This is a genomic window from Geomonas agri, assembly GCF_020179605.1.
Taxonomy (GTDB): domain Bacteria; phylum Desulfobacterota; class Desulfuromonadia; order Geobacterales; family Geobacteraceae; genus Geomonas; species Geomonas agri.
On the sequence record NZ_JAINZO010000002.1, the window covers coordinates 376,289 to 395,391 of the forward strand.

Annotated in this window: 20 protein-coding genes and 1 riboswitch; of the genes, 4 read left to right on the forward strand and 16 right to left on the reverse strand. The window is 62.8% G+C overall.

Translation table 11 applies throughout. The features are described from left to right. Nucleotides 1-91: 91 nt before the first annotated feature. The 7 genes from thiC to yihA all read right to left on the reverse strand — a co-directional run bounded on the left by thiC (nt 92) and on the right by yihA (nt 6,811). Nucleotides 92-1,399 carry a phosphomethylpyrimidine synthase ThiC gene (gene thiC / locus K7R21_RS13070; RefSeq protein ID WP_224983746.1) on the reverse strand — a complete coding sequence of 436 codons (1,308 nt, stop codon included), beginning with the start codon at nt 1,397-1,399 and terminating at the stop codon, nt 92-94. Further along, complete coding sequence (locus K7R21_RS13075; RefSeq protein WP_224983747.1) at nt 1,396-2,784, reverse strand: cobyrinate a,c-diamide synthase; 1,389 nt, start codon at nt 2,782-2,784, stop codon at nt 1,396-1,398. Before K7R21_RS13075 ends, thiC begins: the two co-directional genes overlap by 4 nt. A gap of 10 nt (nt 2,785-2,794) precedes the next feature. Beyond that, on the reverse strand, nt 2,795-3,391 hold the full coding sequence (locus tag K7R21_RS13080) for a histidine phosphatase family protein (RefSeq protein ID WP_224983748.1): 597 nt from the start codon (nt 3,389-3,391) through the stop codon (nt 2,795-2,797). A gap of 86 nt (nt 3,392-3,477) precedes the next feature. After that, nucleotides 3,478-4,224 (reverse strand): adenosylcobinamide-GDP ribazoletransferase, encoded by a 747-nt coding sequence (gene cobS / locus K7R21_RS13085; RefSeq protein ID WP_224983749.1) that lies wholly within the window; start codon nt 4,222-4,224, stop codon nt 3,478-3,480. Between the two features lie 19 nt (nt 4,225-4,243). Next, complete coding sequence (cobT, locus tag K7R21_RS13090; RefSeq protein ID WP_224983750.1) at nt 4,244-5,296, reverse strand: nicotinate-nucleotide--dimethylbenzimidazole phosphoribosyltransferase; 1,053 nt, start codon at nt 5,294-5,296, stop codon at nt 4,244-4,246. 45 nt (nt 5,297-5,341) lie between these two features. Then, a complete protein-coding gene (gene cobU / locus K7R21_RS13095; protein ID WP_224983751.1) occupies nt 5,342-5,863 on the reverse strand; it encodes a bifunctional adenosylcobinamide kinase/adenosylcobinamide-phosphate guanylyltransferase in 522 nt (173 codons plus the stop codon). A gap of 88 nt (nt 5,864-5,951) precedes the next feature. Beyond that, a riboswitch (cobalamin riboswitch) is annotated at nt 5,952-6,132 on the reverse strand. A 43-nt stretch (nt 6,133-6,175) separates the two neighbouring features. After that, nucleotides 6,176-6,811: a ribosome biogenesis GTP-binding protein YihA/YsxC gene (gene yihA, locus K7R21_RS13100; protein ID WP_224983752.1), complete on the reverse strand. Its 636-nt coding sequence runs from the start codon at nt 6,809-6,811 to the stop codon at nt 6,176-6,178. 150 nt (nt 6,812-6,961) lie between these two features. Between yihA and K7R21_RS13105 the strand changes: the two genes are divergently transcribed. Then, nucleotides 6,962-7,813: an HDOD domain-containing protein gene (locus K7R21_RS13105; protein ID WP_224983753.1), complete on the forward strand. Its 852-nt coding sequence runs from the start codon at nt 6,962-6,964 to the stop codon at nt 7,811-7,813. A 3-nt stretch (nt 7,814-7,816) separates the two neighbouring features. Here the strand turns inward: K7R21_RS13105 and K7R21_RS13110 are convergent, their stop codons facing one another. Continuing rightward, on the reverse strand, nt 7,817-7,999 hold the full coding sequence (locus K7R21_RS13110; protein WP_224983754.1) for a hypothetical protein: 183 nt from the start codon (nt 7,997-7,999) through the stop codon (nt 7,817-7,819). Between the two features lie 181 nt (nt 8,000-8,180). On the opposite strand from K7R21_RS13110, the gene K7R21_RS13115 reads away from it, so the two are divergent. Genes K7R21_RS13115 through glgP form a run of 3 tightly spaced genes read left to right on the forward strand, consistent with a single transcriptional unit; the run spans nt 8,181 to nt 13,620 of the window. After that, nucleotides 8,181-9,665, forward strand: a complete 1,485-nt coding sequence (locus tag K7R21_RS13115; RefSeq protein WP_224983755.1) for a sensor histidine kinase — start codon at nt 8,181-8,183, stop codon at nt 9,663-9,665. Between the two features lie 18 nt (nt 9,666-9,683). Beyond that, entirely contained in the window at nt 9,684-11,051 is a 1,368-nt protein-coding gene (locus K7R21_RS13120) for a sigma-54-dependent transcriptional regulator (protein WP_224983756.1), read from the forward strand. Nucleotides 11,052-11,067: 16 nt separating this feature from the next. Then, the gene (gene glgP / locus K7R21_RS13125) at nt 11,068-13,620 is read left to right on the forward strand and encodes an alpha-glucan family phosphorylase (RefSeq protein ID WP_224983757.1); all 2,553 of its coding nucleotides are present in this window, start codon (nt 11,068-11,070) and stop codon (nt 13,618-13,620) included. 70 nt (nt 13,621-13,690) lie between these two features. On the opposite strand, the gene flhB is transcribed toward glgP, so the two are convergent. Genes flhB through K7R21_RS13165 form a run of 8 tightly spaced genes read right to left on the reverse strand, consistent with a single transcriptional unit; the run spans nt 13,691 to nt 18,879 of the window. Next, on the reverse strand, nt 13,691-14,749 hold the full coding sequence (gene flhB / locus K7R21_RS13130) for a flagellar biosynthesis protein FlhB (protein WP_224983758.1): 1,059 nt from the start codon (nt 14,747-14,749) through the stop codon (nt 13,691-13,693). A gap of 8 nt (nt 14,750-14,757) precedes the next feature. Next, nucleotides 14,758-15,543, reverse strand: a complete 786-nt coding sequence (gene fliR / locus K7R21_RS13135; RefSeq protein WP_224983759.1) for a flagellar biosynthetic protein FliR — start codon at nt 15,541-15,543, stop codon at nt 14,758-14,760. Then, on the reverse strand, nt 15,544-15,813 hold the full coding sequence (fliQ, locus tag K7R21_RS13140; RefSeq protein ID WP_199390240.1) for a flagellar biosynthesis protein FliQ: 270 nt from the start codon (nt 15,811-15,813) through the stop codon (nt 15,544-15,546). Between the two features lie 15 nt (nt 15,814-15,828). Continuing rightward, the gene (fliP, locus tag K7R21_RS13145) at nt 15,829-16,587 is read right to left on the reverse strand and encodes a flagellar type III secretion system pore protein FliP (protein ID WP_224983760.1); all 759 of its coding nucleotides are present in this window, start codon (nt 16,585-16,587) and stop codon (nt 15,829-15,831) included. Next, nucleotides 16,584-17,057: a flagellar biosynthetic protein FliO gene (gene fliO, locus K7R21_RS13150; protein ID WP_224983761.1), complete on the reverse strand. Its 474-nt coding sequence runs from the start codon at nt 17,055-17,057 to the stop codon at nt 16,584-16,586. The genes fliP and fliO overlap by 4 nt, the downstream gene beginning before the upstream one ends. Continuing rightward, nucleotides 17,054-17,359 carry a flagellar motor switch protein FliN gene (fliN, locus tag K7R21_RS13155; RefSeq protein WP_199395764.1) on the reverse strand — a complete coding sequence of 102 codons (306 nt, stop codon included), beginning with the start codon at nt 17,357-17,359 and terminating at the stop codon, nt 17,054-17,056. The genes fliO and fliN overlap by 4 nt, the downstream gene beginning before the upstream one ends. Beyond that, nucleotides 17,356-18,333, reverse strand: a complete 978-nt coding sequence (gene fliM, locus K7R21_RS13160; RefSeq protein ID WP_224983762.1) for a flagellar motor switch protein FliM — start codon at nt 18,331-18,333, stop codon at nt 17,356-17,358. The genes fliN and fliM overlap by 4 nt, the downstream gene beginning before the upstream one ends. A gap of 12 nt (nt 18,334-18,345) precedes the next feature. Continuing rightward, nucleotides 18,346-18,879: a flagellar basal body-associated FliL family protein gene (locus K7R21_RS13165; protein ID WP_224983763.1), complete on the reverse strand. Its 534-nt coding sequence runs from the start codon at nt 18,877-18,879 to the stop codon at nt 18,346-18,348. Between the last annotated feature and the right edge of the window lie 224 nt (nt 18,880-19,103).

Genomic DNA, 19,103 nt, shown 5'->3' on the forward strand with positions numbered 1-19,103 from the left:
CAAGCACCATCTTCCCCCATGGCACCCCCCTCACCCGGCCTTCGGCCACCCTCCCCCAGGGGGAGAGGGTTATTCAGAAACTTACGCAGCATCAAATCTTGTCCCCACGCAGGTCTGCGGCGAAGATTTTGCCAGCGCCGCGGGAGGCGCAGAAGTCGCCGCACATGGTGCAGGTCTGCTCGTCTTCCGGCACACGGCTCTTCCTGATGGCGGCGGCATCCTCGGGGAACAGTGCCAGCTCGAACTGGCGCTGCCAGTCCAGGTCCCGGCGTGCCTTGCTCATCTCCTTGTCGCGCTCCCTGCCCCGCTCGGGGTACTTGTTCATGTCGCCGATGTAGGCCGCGATTTTGGCCGCCTTCACCCCCATCTTGACGTCCTCCTCGTTGGGAAGCGCCAAGTGCTCTGCGGGGGTGATGTAGCAGATCAGGTCGGCGCCGTAGCGCGAGGACTGGGCGGCGCCGATGGCAGCGGTGATATGGTCGAAGCCAGGGGCGACGTCGGTGGAGATGGGGCCCAGCATATAATAAGGGGCGCCGCCGCTCATCCTCTTTTGCAGCTTAATGTTCCCCTCGACCTCGTCCAGCGGCACGTGGCCCGGTCCTTCAACCAGCATCTGGCAACCCATGTCGCGGCCGATCTCGGCCAACTCGCAGTTGATCAGCAGTTCCTGTATCTGGGCCCGGTCGCTGGAGTCGTGGATGGCTCCGGCCCTGAGGCCGTTGCCGAGCGAGAGCACGGTGTCGTAGCGTTTCAGGATCTCCACCACGTGGTCGAACTTCTCGTAGAGCGGGTTCTCGCGGTTGTTGGCGATCATCCACGCCGCCATGCTCACGCCACCCTTGGAAACGAGACCGCCATAGCGATACCCCTGCTTCCGCAGGCGCTCGAGGGTGTAGAGGTTGATGCCGCAGTGGACCGCCATGAAGGCCATGCCGTCGGCGCACTGGCGCTCGATGATGTCGAAGAGCATCTCTTCGTCAAGCTTGTTGGGATCGCCGTACTTGCGCGCGGCCTCGCAAAAGGCCTGGTAGAGCGGCACGTTGCCAACCGGCAGGTCGACCGCCGCGATCACCTCGCGCCGCACCCGATCCAGGTCGCCGCCGACGGAAAGCTCCATGAGAGTATCCGCCCCTGCCTCTTGGGCTACCTGCGCCTTGCGCACCTCCGCCTCGTAGTCGATGATGTCCGACGAGGTGCCGATGGAGGCGTTGACCTTGGTGCGCAGCCCGGTGCCGATGCCGGCCACCCTGGGCTTCCTGACGTGGTTCCACGGGATAACTATCTGCCCCGCTGCTACCTTGTCCCGGACGTACTCCGGTGTTAGTGCCTCATCAAAGGCCACCTGTGCCATCTGCGGGGTGATGATCCCGGCGCGTGCCGATTCGATCTGTGTTTTCATGTGAGACTCCTGGTCCGGTATGCCCTGCAGTGCCTCACGAAGTCCCGTGCGATACCCGGCGAGCTGCCGAAGTGTAAGTGGATGTAGGAGGCCAGGCAGTTCCGGTAGCGGAAACCTTCCAGCCCGAGGTCGGCACCCTTCCTGCTGACCCGGTAGAGCCGCTCGAAATTCTCCGGCATCTCCTCCATCTCTGAATAATGAAATTCGTGTCCCCGTGCTTTGGTGCCCTTGGTGCCGATGACAGCGTCGGCCTCGAGTTCGATCTCCCGGTACCCGAGCGCCTTGCGGCGCGGCAGCATCCGGGTTCGCACGGGGAAGACACCGACAAATGGGGCCGTTCCCGCGTCTCCCGCCACCCCTTCGGTCAGGTAGATGAAGCCGCCACACTCGGCGTAGACCGGCACACCCGCCTCGACCGCTTGGCGGATCACCCGCCGCATCGGCTCGTTGGTAGCGAGCTTTTCGGCGAAGAGTTCCGGATAGCCACCGGGGAGGTAGATGCCACCGATGCCATCCGGTAAGGCTGCGTCCTCCAAGGGGGAGAAGCAGCAGATGTCGGCGCCCGCTTCGGTAAGGAGCCGCAGGTTGTCCGGGTAGGCGAAGCAAAACGCGGCATCGCGTGCCACGGCGATACGCACGGGCCCGTGAGCACCGCCCACCTCAGCTCCAAAAACTGCCGACTGCGCCAAGGACGGAAGTTCCCACTGTTCCACTTCGAGGAGCGCGCCCAAGTCGAGATGCCGCTCGACGACCTCGACCAAGTGGTCCAGAAACTCGGTGGAGAGCGGGTTGTCCTCGGCCGTGGTCAGTCCCAGGTGGCGCGACGGGATGGCAAGCCCCGGGTCCCTCGGCATGCACCCCAGCACCCTGACCTCAGGGAGATGCGTCGCCATCGCCTCGCGCAGTATCCTCTCATGGTTGGCGCTCGCCACATTGTTGAAGACGACCGCCGCGACCTTCACCCCGGGATCGAAACCAGTGAAGCCGCTCACCAAGGCAGCGGCGCTGCGAGCCTGACTACGGGCATCTACCACCAGAACGACCGGCGCCGCCAATTCCTTGGCAATCTGCGCCGTGCTCCCTGCTTCGGAGCTGCCGTCAATACCGTCGAAGAGCCCCATCACCCCTTCGACAACCGCGATGTCGGCGGCTGCCGCGTGCAGGGCAAAAGTGTCCCTGACGAAATCGAGGGGGCACATCCAGCCATCCAGGTTGATGGACGGGGCACCGGTAACCAGGGCGTGGTAGCCGGGATCGATGAAGTCCGGCCCGACCTTGAACGGCGCCACCTTGAGCCCGCGACGCTTGAGCGCGGCCATGATGCCGAGGGTCACAGTGGTTTTCCCGGAGCCGCTGTGCGGCGCTGCGATGACGATGCGTTTCATCAACTCTCCGTCAGCCGTTGACCAGTTGGACCACGGTGTTGCCATCGGCCCAGTAGTCGATGATGTTCACGGCGCAGTACTGCTGGTCGATGCTGAAGAAGGAACCCAGCGGCGCCTTGACCGCGTCCAGCAGGACGATGCGGTTCACCCCGCCATGCGCCACCACCAGAACCTCCTCCCCCCGGTGCCGTTCCACGATCTCTTTGAGGGCGGGGAGCACGCGCCCCGCCAGTTCGCCGAGGCTTTCTCCGCCGGGCGCGCAGAAATTTTCCAGGTCAGCCAGGCGCGCCGCCCATTCGTCGGGGCGCTGCTCCTGGATCTGCGCCACGGAGAGCCCTTCCCATACGCCGCAGTTCAGCTCGCGCAGGGCGGGCACCGTGACCGGTTCAACCCCAAGGTAGGGGCCCAGGATCTCGCCGCCGCGCACGGTGCGCTGCAGATCGCTGGTGTAGAGGGCGCTGATCCGGTCCGGGTCGAGGCGCGGTTTCAGCTGGTGGTACATCTCCTCGCCGCGCGGGGTGAGGCGAACGTCAAAGTGGCCGTTGTAGCAGTAGGCCCTTTCCACCTCGCCGTGGCGGATCAGGTGTATCCTGGTTCTCTCGATCATGCGTTCTCCTAGATGCTGGCGGGAACCCCGAAAGGCCGGGGACAGGCACCTGGCGGAGCCAGTCCCCTTTCCCAGTCCCCCTCCAACTACCCGAGCTTGCCTAACAGCGCCAGCAGGAAGATGAGACAGAAGATCTCATTCAATTCGCTGGCGCAGCCGATCACGTCGCCGGTGACACCACCGAGTTTCCGGTGCGCCCACCCCTTGACGCCCCAGGTCAGCAGGAACAGGAACAGCAGGGTGATGAGGCCGGACAAGTGGAGCAGCCCCCCCGCGACTGCGACCGTGCAGACGCCGGCCAGCACCAGTTGCAGCGTTCCGGCCCCACCGACGAAGGCATGGCCCAGGCCGTCCTTGCGGGCCCGCTGCGAGCCGACCGTCATCTGCACCTGGGCGAAACGAGCAGCCATCGGGAAGAACAGCAGCGCTTCCCGCTTGTACTCGACAGGGAGGGCCAGCAGCGCCTGGTATTTGAGCATGAGACCCAGCACCAGCCCGACCGCCCCCACCGCGCCGACCCGGGAGTCTTTCATGATCTCCAGGAAGCGCTCGCGCGAACCGCGCGCGGCCAGACCGTCGCAGACGTCGGACAGGCCGTCCAGGTGCAAAGCGCCGGTGACCACGCTCAGGATAGCGACCAACAGCAGGTCGGCCACGGAGCGGGGCAAAAGCGGCGTCAGCAGGAAGTCCACGCCGGCCAGCAGCGCGCCTAGGGCGAGCCCCACCAGCGGGAACAGCGCCATGGAGCGGCCCAGGTCCTTTTCCTCGCAGCGCACCGAAACCGGCAGTGGCACGATGGTCAGGAACTGGAAGGCGATGATGAATAACCTCATGCAGTCACCTCGGTACCGGCTAGGAGGAGGCCACCCCGGCCTCTTCGAACGTAGCCATCTCTTTCAGGATCTTGACGCCGGCCTCGATCAGCCCCATGGCCAGCGCGGCGCCGGTCCCCTCACCCAGGCGCAGCTGCAGGTCGAGCAGCGGCTTGACGCCGATGCGCTCCAGCATCATCTGGTGGCCGATCTCGACCGAGGTGTGGGCGGTAAAGATGTAGTCGCGCACGGCCGGGTGCATCTCGGAAGCAATCAGCGCGCCTGCTGTAGAGATGAAACCGTCGACCACCACCGGCATCCGGTTGGCGGCGGCACCAAGCACGAGGCCCGCGATCCCCGCGATTTCTAGACCGCCGACCTTGGTGAGGACATCCAGCGGGTCCTGCGGCTCGGGGCGGTTCAGGTCGAGACCGGCCTGGATCACCTTGATCTTATTCTCTAAAGCTGCATCGCCGATGCCGGTGCCGCGGTGGGTTACCTCGCGGACGGTGCAACCGGCGATGGCCGCGATGATGGCGGAGGAGGGGCTGGTGTTACCGATCCCCATCTCGCCGGTACCTACCATGGCGACCCCTTCCTTCTTGGCCTCGTCAGCGAGAGCGATGCCGACCTCGATGGCGGCGACCGCCTCGTCGCGGGTCATGGCGCTCCCCTTGGCGAAGTTGCGGGTCCCCTTGGCGATCTTGCGGATAATGAGGCCCGGCGCGGGCTCGAAGTCGTAGTCGACACCGATGTCGACCACGCGGACCTCGGCGCCGCTGTGGCGAGCAAGCACGTTGACCCCGGCGCCGCCGCGCAGGAAGTTGAGCACCATCTGCGGGGTGACCTCTTTCGGGAACAGGGAAACCCCCTCCTCCACGATGCCGTGGTCGCCGGCGAAGGTGAAGATGACCTTCTTGGCCGTGTCGGGTGCGAAGTCGCCGGTGATGGCGGCGAAGCGGCGACCGACCTCCTCCAGGCGCCCAAGTGAGCCGAGCGGCTTGGTCTTGTTATCGAGCTTGGCCTGGGCCTTGGCGAGCAGCGCCTCGTCCACGGGCTGGATCTTGGCGAGAGTTGTTTCGAGCAGTTGCATCGGTTCCTCCTTGGATTTCATGGCATTTCACATGTCATGGCAGTATCACTTCAGCCTGAGCGGCAGTCCCGAGATGGTGACGTAGACCTCGTCGGCCGCGGCGGCGATCAACTCGTTGGCCTCGCCGGCCAGGTCCCTAAACGCGCGGGAGAGCGCGTGTTCGGGGACGATCCCCATCCCCACCTCGTTGGTGACGATGATGAGCGGCGTATTGAGTGAGGCGAAGCTCCCGGCGAAGCCCTTCACTTCGGCCAGGGCCTCGGCGGCTCCACCGGGGCGGCGGAACATGAGGTTGGAGATCCAGAGGGTGACGCAATCCAAGAGCATCACGTTGAAGCGCCCCTCGTGGGTCCGGATCGCCTCCGCCACGTCAAGCGGCTCCTCCACGGTCTGCCATTCCGAGCCGCGTCGCCCCTGGTGCCGCGTGATACGGTCGGCCATCTCGGCGTCGCCCGGCTCGCCGGTGGCGAGGTAGCCCCGCAGCGGCGCGTACGTGTCGGCCAGCCCTTCGGCGCAGCGGCTCTTGCCGCTGCGGGCACCGCCGGTGACCAGGACCACTTTGGACATAAAAAAACCCTCCTTCCCATGACGGAAGGCGGGTCAAAAACGCACTACAGGTGCGATTCCGGCTTTAGCCCCTCTGCCACGGAGGTTCAACAAGCTTCTCATCCTGGCAGGTTTCCTGACTCACGGGTCGTCTTACTCGCCGCGCCTTCCCGATGCGATCAGTGGCGTTGTTGCGGCTTTCATCTCCGTTCACAGTTGCGGGACAGCGAGGGATTCACACCCTCTTCCCTTTTAACCCCTCTCGGGGCACCAAGACGAATGTTTATGTATTTTTTACAGCGAGGTGTTTAGTAACAGACGCCACCGGTAAAGTCAATCACTAACCGGCACTGCTTCCTCTGCAAATTCACCGGGTTCGCCCTCTCCGGGGGCGAGGGCCGCGTCGATGCGGGCCCAGACGGCGTCCTTGCCTTCTTTATTCAAAGCGGAGAAAAAGGTGAGCTCCTGCTTGTTCACTCCGAGGCTGGCGCAGATCACTGCGGTCTGGCGGGCCCGCTCGTTCTTGGAGAGCTTGTCGCACTTGGTGACCACGATGATGGGGGCGATGGAGTAAGCGCGCAGCCAGGCGAGCATCTGCAGGTCGTCCTCATTGGGGACCCGGCGGATGTCCAGGATCAGCACCACCCCGCGCAGGTTCTTTCGTTTGGCGAGGTAGGTCTCCATCATGGGGCGCCAGTCCTTCTTGACCGCCAGCGGCACCTTGGCGTAGCCATAGCCGGGGAGGTCGACCAGCATGAAGTCGTCGTTGACCTGGAAGAAGTTGATCAGCTGGGTACGGCCGGGGGTGGAACTTGTGCGCACCAGGTTCTTCCGGTTCACCAGCACGTTCACTAGCGAGGATTTACCGACGTTGGAGCGCCCAGCGAAGGCTATCTCGGGTAGGTTCCCCTCTGGGTAATGGGCGGGGCGGGTGGCACTTTTAATGAATTCAGTATTTTTTACAATCAATGTGAAACCTTATTCCTGTTTTTTCAGGGCAGTATAGACCCCGACGCGCCCCCTTTCAATCATTAAATCCGAGCTTGCTTAAAGCTAACGTTTTGGTATATTTTTGAACCTGACCAGAACCGGCCCCAGCCAACGGAAGGATTTCAAGGCATGAATAAAGAACTCGAAACTGCGATCATGACCGCAGCGGACCTGCCCACTATTCCCATCGTTGCCATCAAGGTGATGGAGCTTATCGAAAGTGACAGCGCCACCGCCGAAGAACTTGCCAAGATCGTATCGTCCGACCCCGCCGTCGCGGCGCGTGTCCTCAAGATATCCAACTCCTCCTTTTACGGCTGCCGCCGGCAGATCCAGACTCTCTCCAGCGCCATCGTCATCCTCGGTTTCAGCACCCTGAGAAGCCTCGTGGTGGCCGCATCGGTGAAGCAGGTCTACAAGCCCTACGGTCTGACCGAGAAAATGCTCTGGGAGCACTCCTTCGCCGCCGGGCTCGCGGCCCGGATCATCGCTCGCCGCACCCGCGCCGCCAACGAAGAGGAGGCCTTCCTGGCCGGGCTGTTCCACGACATCGGCAAAATCATCATGAACACCCTGGACCACGACAAGTTCCAGGAGGTGATGCAGCACTGTTATAACGAGGGGATTTCCTTCGGGCAGGCGGAGAAAGGGGTGTATCCCTTCACCCACGACGAGGTGGGAGCGTACGTGATCAAGAAGTGGAACTTCCCGGAGATCCTGACCACGGCGATCCTCCAGCACCACCAACTGGACTTTAGCGAACTGGACGACCCGGCACTGATCAACCTGACTGCGGTGACCTCGCTGGCGGACCAGTTCTGCCTCAAGCTCGGCATCGGAATCAGGGAACCCCAGGAAGAGATAGATATCGCCGCTTCCAAGGCAGGCCAGTTATTGAAGATCACGGAAGAGAACGCGGACGAGATGCTGGAGGTTTTCGACAAGGCCTTCGCCGAAGACAAGGCCCTGTTCGCCAGCTAGGGGCTATTCGGAGGCGTCCTCGGTTTCTGCTTTTTCCAGCAGTTTCTTCGCCTCTTCGGAGATGCTGACGCTGTCGGTCGGCTCCGACTTCTGGGTCGACCTGCCGCGCCTGCGCTGCTGCTCCTGCCCCCCGGCATCGGGGTCGATCCTGAGCCCACCCGAAATCCTGTCGACGCTGTAGCTCATGCCTCCTCCCATCGCTCCTAGTCTTGGCGCATAACAACGCCCGGCATCTTATCAGCAAGCCCAAGCTAATGGAAGACAATTAATCGGCACCACCCACACCCCGCATATCGCCCTTGTCTAGCCAAGGGGGGTACTGTATACTTGCGGCCTTAGTGAAAACTCATATATTGGAAACAACGTCATGAAACTGAACACGAAGCTGGTGATGATCATGCTCACCATGCTGGTAGTCGCCACGTTGATCCTCTTCGTCCTGAACCAGTTCAGCCAGAACGACCTGGTGCAGGAAATCCAGGAGAGTTCCACCGTGGTTTCCAAGGCCATTCAGCTCAGCGTCGAGGACCTGACCTCGGAAGAGGAATCCACCCGCCTCTCGGAGTACCTCAGCCACGCCAAGAACAAGGGCGTCAACGAGATCAACATCATCAACAACGAGGGGGAGATCATCAACTCCTCGGACCCGGCGCAGGTCGGCAAGAAGCGCGAGATCAAGAAGCTGGAGAAGGGGCTCAAGCGCCGCGGCTCCGGCGGGGTGAATTCACTAAAGCCGTACGACCTGGTGGTCCCGGTCATCGTGGGTGACGAGCAGTTGGGCTACGTGCAGATCAACCTCCTCCTGGACAATATCCGCGACATCCAGCACGCGAACTTCGTCCGTCGCCTCTCCGCCACGGTCCTGGTGTTCATGGGAGGCATGATACTGATCATCTTCCTGGCGCGGCGCTACACGAGCCCGATCCACCGCCTGGCCACCGGGGTCAACAACGTCTCCGCAGGCGATTTGAGCGTCACCTTCGATGCGGAAAGCGGCGACGAGATCGGCGAACTGGCCGAGAACCTGAACGAGATGGTGAAGAAGCTCAAGGAAAAGGAGCAGCTGGAGAAGCGGCTCTACGAGGCGGAACATCTCTCCAAGGTGGGACAGCTGGCCGCCGGCATCGCCCACGAGATCAGGAACCCGTTAAACTACATAAGCCTCGCCATCGACCACCTGAAAAGCGAGCTGCTCCCTGCCTGCCCTGGAAAGGGGGGCGAGCTCGAGTCCATCGCGGACAACATCAAGGAAGAGGTGCGCAAGGCCAACTACATGGTGCTCAACTTCATGAACTACGGCCGGCCCCTCAAGCTCAAACTGCAGCGGGTGTGCTACGCCGACCTGGTCGACAAGGCGATCCACATCATGCAGGACCGGCTCACCGAAAGGAACATGCAGGTGGTACGCGAGATCCCCACGGACCTGCCGGCCATGCACATCGACCCGGAGCTGATGCGCAACTGCCTGTGCAACTTCATCAGCAACAGCATGCAGGCCATGACCGACGGCGGCACCATCACCATGGGCGCGCAGGTCGACCCGGAGAGCGGGGAGTGCCGGCTGAGCTTCAGCGATGGCGGCGTGGGGATCGACGAGCAGGACCTGGAGAAGGTGTTCCAGCCCTACTTCACCACCCGCGAGGCTGGGATCGGCCTGGGACTTGCCATCACCGAGCGCATCGTCAAGGAGCACGGCGGGCGCATCAGCGTGGCAAGTCGCAAAGGGGAAGGGACCACCTTCACGGTGATCCTCCCCGCGAGCGCGATCGCAGGCTCGGCGGCGCCTTGCGCCGACGACGGGCGGCAGGTGGCGCTGACGAACACGGCAAGCAACGAAAGAGCGGGACACTAAGACAAACCTGGAGTGGCGATGAGCGGCAGCATCCTGATAGTAGACGACGAGAAAGGGCAGCGCGACATCCTGGGCGCAATCCTGTCCAAGAAGGGGTACCGGATCACCTCGGTCCCCAGCGGAGAAGAGGCGCTGCAGGAGCTGGAGCAGGCCGAATACGACCTTTTGCTCACTGACTTAAAGATGCAGGGCATCTCCGGAATGGAGCTGATGGAGCGTGTGCTCTCCGACAACCCGTCCCAGTGCGTGGTCATGATGACTGCCCACGGCACCATCGACTCCGCGGTCGAGGCCATGAAGAAGGGGGCCTTCGACTACCTGGAAAAGCCGCTGGAGCGCGAGGACCTGATCCTCACCGTGCAGCGCGCCTTCGAGCGCATCATGCTGCTGAAGGAAAACCAGGTCCTGCACAAGAAGCTGGCGGAGACCAGGACGCTCCCCAACATGATCGGGGAACACCCGAAGATGATGGAGGTGGCGCGCATCATCCACAAGATCGCCCCCACGTCCACCACGGTGCTCATCTACGGGGAATCGGGAACCGGCAAGGAGCTGGTGGCCCGCGCCATCCACGACGGCAGCCCGCGCAAGGACAAGGCCTTCTTCGCCATCAACTGCGCCGCCATCCCCGATGCCCTCATCGAGAGCGAGCTCTTCGGCCACGAGAAGGGGTCCTTCACCGGCGCGGGAACTCGTGAAATCGGCATCTTCGAGGCGGCCGAGGGGGGAACGGTCTTCCTGGACGAGATCGGCGAGATGAACGTCTCCATGCAGGCGAAGCTGTTGCGGGCCATCCAGGAGAAGGAGATCCGCCGGGTCGGCGGCAAGGTGAACATCCCGGTCGACGTGAGGATCATCTCCGCGACCAACAAGGACCTGGAGCAGGAAACCAAGCGCGGCCACTTCCGGGAAGACCTCTTCTACCGCTTGAACGTGATCCGTATCACCCTGCCCCCCTTGCGGGAGCGGGGCAACGACATCGTCACCCTGGCCAACTTCTTCCTGAAGAAGTACAGCAAGGCCTCCGGCATCTCGGTGAAGGGAATTGGCAAGCCGGCGCTCAAGATCCTGCTAGACTACAACTGGCCCGGCAACGTGCGCCAGCTCGAAAGCGTGATCGAGCGCGGCGTGCTGATGGCGGAAAGCGACTACATTCAACCCGAGGACCTGCCCGCAGAGGTGCACCACGACGCCTCCCTGGCCGGGTCCCTCCCCTTCGACTTCCCCGCCGAAGGGATTTCCATCGACAACCTGGAACGCGACTTGATCATGAAGGCCATGCAACGGGCTGACTGGGTCATCGCCAAAGCAGCACCACTTCTCGGTATGAGTTACAAAACGCTACAATACCGGCTGGAGAAGTTCGGTATAGGGAGGCCGGAGTAAGTAGCGAGGAGGCGGTATGAACCTCTTCTCGACGCTGCACCGCTTCACCGTTGTCCCCTCGCTCCCCAAGGAACTCGCCGGGCTGCAACGGATCGCATACAACCTCTGGTGGACTTGGGAACCGGAGGCCATCGGACTTTTCAAACGCCTCGACCCGGAACTTTGGCGGGCGACGCGCCACAACCCCTTGGAAATGCTGGGGTGCCTGCAGCAAGCCACCTACGACAGCCTGATGCTGGACGAGGGGTTCATGTCGCACCTGGCCCAGGTGGAGGAGAGACTCGACGAGTACCTCGCCTCGCGCACCTGGTACGAGCGGCACGGCAACCCGCGGGCACGCATCGCCTACTTCTCGATGGAGTTTGGCCTGCACGAGTCGCTCCCCATCTACTCCGGGGGCCTCGGCATCCTGGCTGGTGACCACCTGAAGTCGGCCAGCGACCTCGGGCTGCCGCTGGTCGGGGTGGGGCTCCTGTACCGCCAGGGGTACTTCCGCCAGCACCTGAACTTAGAGGGGTGGCAGCAGGAGATCTACCCCGAGAACGACTTCTACAACCTCCCCCTGCACCTGGAACGGGATGCCTCCGGAACGCCGCTCACCCTGGAGATGGAGTACCCGGGGCGCAACGTGCGGGTACAGATCTGGCGGGTCCAGGTGGGGCGAGTGCGGCTTTACCTCTTGGACAGCAATCTGGAGGAGAACACCCCGGCCGACCGCGAGATCACCACGAGGCTCTACGGCGGCGACCAGGAGATGCGCATCAGGCAGGAGATCCTGCTGGGAATCGGTGGCATCCGCGCCCTGCGCCTTCTGGGGATCGAGCCCAACGTCTGCCACATGAACGAAGGGCATGCCGCCTTTCTGGCCCTGGAACGGATCCGCGTCCTCATGGAGGAGCGCTCTCTCAGCTTCTGCGAGGCCACCGAGGCGGTCCGCGGCGGCAACGTCTTCACCACCCACACCCCGGTCGAAGCAGGCATCGACCACTTCCCCGGCGAGCTCATGGAGCGCTACCTGGGGTACTACTTCCGCCATCTGGGGCTCTCCCGCGAGCAGTTCCTCTCCCTGGGGATGCAGAACCACGGCCGCAGCAACGAGAATTTCTGCATGGCCGTCCTGGCCATGAAACTCTCGCTGCACTCCAACGGTGTCAGCGAACTGCACGGCATGGTGTCGCGCCGCATGTGGGCCGACGTCTGGCCCGATCTCCCCGAAGAACAACTCCCCCTCACCTACGTCACCAACGGGGTGCACCAGAAGAGCTGGCTCTCTGAGGAGATGAGCGGCCTCTTGATCCGCTACCTGGGCACGCGCTGGCTGGAGCAGAGCGACGACGCGCTCTGGCGCAAGGTGTCCCGGATCCCCGATGCGGAGCTGTGGCGCACGCACCGCCGCGGCACCGAGCGCCTGGTGGACTACGCCCGCGCAAGCCTCAAGGCGCAGCTGCAAAAGCTGGACGCTGGGCCCAAGGAGCTCGACCGTGCCGGCAACATACTCGACCCGGAGATCCTCACCATCGGCTTCGCGCGCCGCTTCGCCACTTACAAGCGCGGCACGCTCCTGTTGCACGACAAGGAGCGTCTGGAGCGGATCCTCAATAACCCGGAGCGCCCGGTGCAGATCGTCTTCGCCGGCAAGGCCCACCCCGCCGACCACCAAGGCAAGGAGCTGATCCGGCAGATCGTGCAGCTCGCGCAGCAGGAGAAGTTCCGGCGCCGCATCGTGTTCCTGGAGGACTACGACATCTCAGTGGCGCGCCGCCTGGTGCAGGGGGTGGACATCTGGCTCAACACCCCGCTCAGACCCCAGGAGGCCAGCGGCACCAGCGGCATGAAGGTTGCCTTCAACGGCGGGCTGAACATGAGCATCCTGGACGGCTGGTGGTGCGAGGGGTACCGCGGCAACAACGGCTGGGCCATCGGCAGGGGCGAGGTGTACGACGACCTCGCCTACCAGAACGAGGTGGAGAGCCGGGCCATCTACGACCTCCTGGAGAAGGAGATCGTGCCCCTGTTCTACAACCGCGGCAGCGACGGTGTGCCGCGCGGGTGGACCGCGTTCATGAAAGCATCGATGCAGACACTCTGCCCGGTCTTTTCCACCGACCGCATGGTGCAGGAGTACGCCCGGCGCTGCTACCTCCCCGCGTTCGAGAACTGGGAGCGGCTGAACCGGGACGACCTGAGGCTCGCGGTGGAACTGGCGCGCTGGAAGGAGAGGCTGCACGGCGTATGGGGGGGGCTGGCCATCGTTGCGGTCCAGGCCCAGTGCGAGCGGGAGGTGACCGTTGGGCAGAAGGTTCCCATCTCGGTTCAGATCATGCCGGGCGAGGTGCCGCTGTCCGAGATTGCGGTCGAGGTCTACTTCGGGGTGCTGGATTCGCGCGGCGCCATCATGGGTGGAGAGGTGGTGCCGCTCGACCCCGCCCCGGACCCGGAGAAGGTGGGGCACTTCGGCGGCGAACTCGAATGCCGCTTCTGCGGACGGCACGGGTTCCTGTTGCGGGTCATGCCGCGGCACCCTGAGCTGGGCACGGTGTACGACCCGGGCCTGATCCTGTGGGGGTGACGTCGGCAGGGATGGGCCCGCAGGGATTATTTGGGTAGGTTGATTGTTCAAGGGAGGTGAGGCGAGAGCCTCACCTCTTTTTCAGGCTGTACACGTAGGCGAGGATCTCGGCGACGGCGGCGAAGAGCCCCTCCGGGATCTCGTACCCCTCCTCCACCTGGGCGTAGAGTTCGCGGGCCAGGAAGCGATTCTCTACCAGGGTCACGTTGTTTTCCCGTGCCACGATCTTCATCTGCAGCGCCATCTGGTCTATCCCCTTGAAGAGCACCACCGGAGCGGACATCTTGAAGCGGTCGTACTTGAGCGCCACCGCGTAGTGGGTCGGGTTGGTGACCACGACATCGGCGGTCGGAATAATCTGGCGCATGCGCCGGCGCGCCATCTGGAAGGCCTTCTGGCGCTGCTTCCCCTTGATGGCCGGGTCGCCCTCGGTGTTCTTGTGCTCGTCCTTCACCTCCTGCTTGGTCATCTTCAGGTTGTCTATGAAGCGCCACTTGACGAAGGCGAGGTCGAGCACGGCCAGGATGATCAGCACCCCGCATGTGTGCAGCACGATCTTGAAGGCGATGTGGCCGATGAACTGCAGGATCCCCTGCAGGTCCTGGTCCACCAGGAAGATGATCCCTTCCATCTCCTCGGCGAGGATCTTGTAGGCCATGTACCCCACGATCGCCATCTTGATGAAGGACTTGGCCACCTCGAACAGCGAGTCCTTGTTGAAGAGCCTTCCTACCCCCTGCACCGGGTTCAGGCGCCCCAGGTCGAACTTGAGCTTTTCGGAACTGAGGTTGACCCCCCCCTGGCTGATCTCCACGCCCAGGCCCGCGACCAGGCAGACCAGCATGAACGGCGTCAGCATGATGCCCAGGTTGGCGAATTCCTTGATCATCAGGTGGTGCACGCCGGCCGGGGTGATCTCCATGGTGGCCAGTCCGCCGAAGATATCCCTCATGGTCCCCTGCAGGGTCTTCAGCATGATGCCGGAACTGGCGTAGAGCGCCACCATGGCCGCGATCAGGGTGACCGCCGAGGTCATCTCGCGGCTGCGCGCTACGTTCCCCTTGCTCTTGGCATCGGAGATCTTTTTACTGGTAGGTTTCTCTGTTTTTGAGTGTTTGTCGTCGGACATGGCGAGGCCTAGGCGAGCAGCCTGAACAGGGCGTGCATCTGCTGCACGAAAGAGCCGAAACTCCCGTTGAGGACGCGCAGGAATACCGGCAGCGTGATGCCGAGGATCAGGAAGCCGATGCCGATGTTGAGTGGCATGCTGACCATGAAGACGTTCATGGCCGGGAAGCTGCGCGCCACGATGCCGAGCGCCACGGTGGTGGCCAGAAGCGCCACCGAGACAGGCGCCGCCAGTTTCAGCGCTATGACGAAGATGCCGGTGCTGGTCTGGACCAGGAACTTCAGCAGGCCGCCGCTCACGTGCCATGCCCCCAGCGGAATGAGCTGGTAGCTCTCCACGATTCCCTTGATGAAGAAGTGGTGCACGTCAAGCGCGAGGAAGATCAGGGTGGCCAGCACCCCCTCGAAGATGGCCATGGTAGGGACGTTGTTCTGCGTGGTCGGGTCGAACTGGGCCGCGATGGAGATTCCCATCTGGGTCCCCACCAGCTGACCGCTGAACTCGACCGCCGCAAAGACGAACTGGGAAATCGCGCCCAGCGTCAGGCCGACCAGCGTTTCGCGCATCACCAGTATCATGAGGGAGAGGGAGTCGGTCTCGACGGGGACGGCCTTCAGTCGAATGATGGGGAAGATGACCAGGGCCATGGCGAAAATGAGCGGGACCTTGATGCGGGTGGGTACCAGCCGTGCCCCGAACATCGGGATGGCCATGAACAGTGCCGCGACCCGGGCCAGGACCAGGGCGAAGGGGATCAGGTCGGCCAGGGCCTTGAGCGGGAGGGCGTCGAGCACCTAGTGCCTCATATTGGCGATCATGCCGTAGATCTCGTGAGTGAAGTCGCTCATGTACATCATCATCCAAGGGAAGAAGATTACCATGGCCACCATGACCGCGATGATCTTGGGAGCGAAGGCGAGCGTTGCCTCGTTGATCGAGGTCACCGCCTGGAAGATGCTGATGAGGAGGCCCACCACCAGGGCGGTGATGAGCAGCGGCGCCGAGAGGAGGATCACCGCCTCGAAGCTTCTCCTGCCCAGCTGGACTACCATTTCCGGGGTCATACTAACTCCTTATCCTTACCCGAAGCTCTTCACCAGCGACCCGATCACCAGTCCCCACCCGTCCACCAGCACGAACAACAGGATCTTGAAGGGGAGCGATATCATGACCGGTGGCAGCATCATCATACCCATCGACATGAGCACCGAGGCGACCACCATGTCCAGCACCAGGAACGGGATGAAGATCAAAAAGCCGATCTGGAACGCGGTCTTCAGCTCGCTGATCATGTAGGCCGGGATCAGCGTCATGGTCGGGATGTCATCGGCGTTGCGCGGCCTGGGGAGCTTGGAGAGGTTGATGAAGAGGGCCAGGTCCTTCTCGCGCACCTGCGAGAGCATGAACTTTCTCAAGGGGGCCACGCCGCGCTTGAGCGCCTCCTCCTGGGTGATGGTCTGCGCCTTGTACGGCTGCAGCGCCTGGGTGTTCACCTGCTGCCAGACCGGCGCCATGATGAAGAAGGTGAGAAACAGCGACAGCCCCACCACGATCTGGTTCGAGGGGGCCTGCTGGGTTCCCAGCGCCGACCGGAGGAAGGAGAGCACTACGACGATCCGGGTGAAGGAGGTGGTCATCATCAGGAGGCTCGGCGCCAGCGAGATGATGGTCATCACGAAGAAGATCTGCAGCACCACGGAGACGTCGGCCGGCTTGCTCACCTTGCCGACCCCGACACTCACCGTGGGGAGGGAAAGCGGTTCCGCGCCCGCGGTCGCCGCCAGTATCAGGGATAGAGCCACCAGGAGCAGCGCCCCCAGTATCGTTTTATGTTTCACGCAAACCCACCGCTTTTGCCGAGATGCCCAAGCGGCGCGCCCTTACGGGGGAGTCCGCCGACCAGGGCATCCAGCTTTTTCCTGAGCTGGCCCGGGATCAGCGCCGCGGCGGCGCTTTTCTCCTCGACCACCTCGATCTCTTCCAGCATCTCTACCTGCTTGATCAGGCTCACCCCTTCGCCGCTGTTGGACAAAAGCAGGTACTCGCCCCCCACCTCGACCAGCATCAGCGACTTCTTGGGGGCCAGGTGCCTGGTCTCCACCACGCGGATGTACCCCGCCGATTTCCCCTGCGGCATCTTCATCAGCTTGCCGGCCAGGTAGTACAGCACCAGGATGATGCCGATCACCAGGATCAGCGATCCCACCATCTGGGCCAGGCTCCCCAACAGGTCGGGGCCGCCGCTGTCGGCATGCGCCGCCGCCGGGAGGAGCAACGTCGCCGTTGTCACCACCGCGAGCTTTCTCATAGTACCTTGTCCACCCTCTCGTTGGGGCTCACGATGTCCAGGAGCCGGATGCCGAACTTGTCGTTCACTACCACCGCCTCGCCACGCGCCACCAGCTTGGAGTTCACGAAGACATCCAGCGGCTCGCCCGCGAGCTTGGTCAGCTCCACCACCGAGCCCTGGTTCAGTTGCAAGACGTCCCGCACCAAGAGCTTGGTCCGCCCCAGCTCTACGGTGAGCTGCAGCGGGATGTCCATGATGAAGTCCAGGTTCTTCGGCTGCGGAACGTCCTTCTGTTCGTCTAAAGCGAGTTTTTCGCTCAATCTTCACCTCCTGTCAGGGTGCGCGTGATCTGTACCGCCTTGTTGCCGCCGCTTACCCCGGCAATACCCATAAACTTCTTAGTGCCCCCCACCTTGACCACCAGTTCATCCTTGCCGCTGGAATCGAGCATGATCGTGTCGCCGGGGGTGAGTCCCATCAGGTCCGCCAGCGATATGGTCGCGCCCCCCATTTCCACCGACATATCCATGGGCGCACCCATGAGCTCCTCGGAAAGGCGGTAGGACCAGAGCGGGTCCATCACCATCATGTCCATCTGCACACCGCGCTTGAGTTTGTCGCGGATCGGCTCGATGGTCAAAAATGGGATGGCGAGGATCATGTTGCCCACGGTCTCCTCGATCTGGATCTTCATGCTCATGGTGACCACCTGGTACTCGGGGGGGACGATGTTGACCAAGCGCGGGTTCATCTCCAGGCGCAAAAGGTTCATGCTGGCCGGGCAGAGCGGCGCCCAGGCGCGCTCCAGGTCGGCCAGCGCGTCCTTGACGATCTTCTCCACCAAACGCAGCTCGATGGAGGTGAAGAGCCGGTTCATCCCCTGCCCCGACGGCACCCCCGATCCACCCAGGATGCTGTCCACGATGGTGAACACCAGGGTGCTGTCGAAGGCGATCAGCGCCGCCCCCTTCAAGGGGTCCATCTTGTAGATGGCCATGCAGACCGGCGTCGGGAGCACGCTCAGGAAGTCCCCGAACTTGTAGGGAACCGCCTCCTCCTTCTTGATGTCCACCATGCGCCCCAGCCGGTTCGACATGGTGACCCGGTTGTAGCGGATGAACCCGTCGTAGACGATGTCCAGGTTCGGGATGGCGCGGTGGGCCTCGATGTCGAGCAGGTCGAACTGCTGCGCCTGAGGCCCGCCCTTGGCCAGTTCGTTATCGGGGACTAGGGACCCGTCGAAAACGGCCGCCACGAGGGCGTCGATCTCTTCCTTGGTTAGGAGCTTTTCCATCGATGGCACCTTTTACTGCACCACGAAGTCAGTGAAATAAACCTTGGTTACCTTGCTGGGCGGGACCACCTTGGATACCGCGGCCAGAATCTGCTCGCGCAGCTGGTTTTTCCCCTGCAGGTCCTGGATCTCCTGCATGGTCTTGGTGGTCAAGAGGATCAGGATGGCGTCGCGCAGCGGGGCGAGCTTCGCGTCGAGCTCGGACTTCGCCTGCGGGTTGGCCATCTCGAATTCGACCTTGATCTTCAGGTAACGAAGCTCCTGGCCGTCGTAGATGTTGACGATGAAAGGCTCCAGGGGATAGATGGTGCCGCCGCCGGCAGCTGCCCCCTCACCTCCCTTGGCAGGCGCGCCATGCTCGCCGCCCCCTCCTTCCGCCTTGGCTTCGACCTTGGCGCCTTCAGGCGCCTTTTCTTTCTTGCTTCCCCCCATGAAGAAGGCTGCCGCCCCTCCGATGGCAAGGACCGCTACCACGGCGCCGATGATGATGAAGAGCTTCTTGTTGTTCTTTTCCGGGGTCTCTTGCGGCTTCGCCGGTTCGGCCATGCTGGGTTCTCCTTTTTGAAACAGCTCAAGCTGGTGTATTCGATTTGAACACCTTGCAACCGAAATGCCAGATCGGTAGCACCGCGCCAGATAAGCCTTCAGGAACTGTCACCGGGGAAAGAAAAGGAGCGGGGAAAACGTTATGTTACGGAATGTTGCGGGCAGAGCGAATATATTGCCCACCATGGGGGGGGAGGGGCGGGAAAAGGGGTGGGTCAACTTTT

Bases quoted from the DNA above. Each gene is read 5' to 3' on its own strand.
- thiC (WP_224983746.1), bottom strand. From the start codon at position 1,399: ATGAAAACACAGATCGAATCGGCACGCGCCGGGATCATCACCCCGCAG.
- K7R21_RS13075 (WP_224983747.1), bottom strand. From the start codon at position 2,784: ATGAAACGCATCGTCATCGCAGCGCCGCACAGCGGCTCCGGGAAAACC.
- K7R21_RS13080 (WP_224983748.1), bottom strand. From the start codon at position 3,391: ATGATCGAGAGAACCAGGATACACCTGATCCGCCACGGCGAGGTGGAA.
- cobS (WP_224983749.1), bottom strand. From the start codon at position 4,224: ATGAGGTTATTCATCATCGCCTTCCAGTTCCTGACCATCGTGCCACTG.
- cobT (WP_224983750.1), bottom strand. From the start codon at position 5,296: ATGCAACTGCTCGAAACAACTCTCGCCAAGATCCAGCCCGTGGACGAG.
- cobU (WP_224983751.1), bottom strand. From the start codon at position 5,863: ATGTCCAAAGTGGTCCTGGTCACCGGCGGTGCCCGCAGCGGCAAGAGC.
- K7R21_RS13105 (WP_224983753.1), top strand. From the start codon at position 6,962: ATGAATAAAGAACTCGAAACTGCGATCATGACCGCAGCGGACCTGCCC.
- K7R21_RS13110 (WP_224983754.1), bottom strand. From the start codon at position 7,999: ATGAGCTACAGCGTCGACAGGATTTCGGGTGGGCTCAGGATCGACCCC.
- K7R21_RS13115 (WP_224983755.1), top strand. From the start codon at position 8,181: ATGAAACTGAACACGAAGCTGGTGATGATCATGCTCACCATGCTGGTA.
- K7R21_RS13120 (WP_224983756.1), top strand. From the start codon at position 9,684: ATGAGCGGCAGCATCCTGATAGTAGACGACGAGAAAGGGCAGCGCGAC.
- glgP (WP_224983757.1), top strand. From the start codon at position 11,068: ATGAACCTCTTCTCGACGCTGCACCGCTTCACCGTTGTCCCCTCGCTC.
- flhB (WP_224983758.1), bottom strand. From the start codon at position 14,749: ATGTCCGACGACAAACACTCAAAAACAGAGAAACCTACCAGTAAAAAG.
- fliQ (WP_199390240.1), bottom strand. From the start codon at position 15,813: ATGACCCCGGAAATGGTAGTCCAGCTGGGCAGGAGAAGCTTCGAGGCG.
- fliO (WP_224983761.1), bottom strand. From the start codon at position 17,057: ATGAGAAAGCTCGCGGTGGTGACAACGGCGACGTTGCTCCTCCCGGCG.
- fliM (WP_224983762.1), bottom strand. From the start codon at position 18,333: ATGGAAAAGCTCCTAACCAAGGAAGAGATCGACGCCCTCGTGGCGGCC.
- K7R21_RS13165 (WP_224983763.1), bottom strand. From the start codon at position 18,879: ATGGCCGAACCGGCGAAGCCGCAAGAGACCCCGGAAAAGAACAACAAG.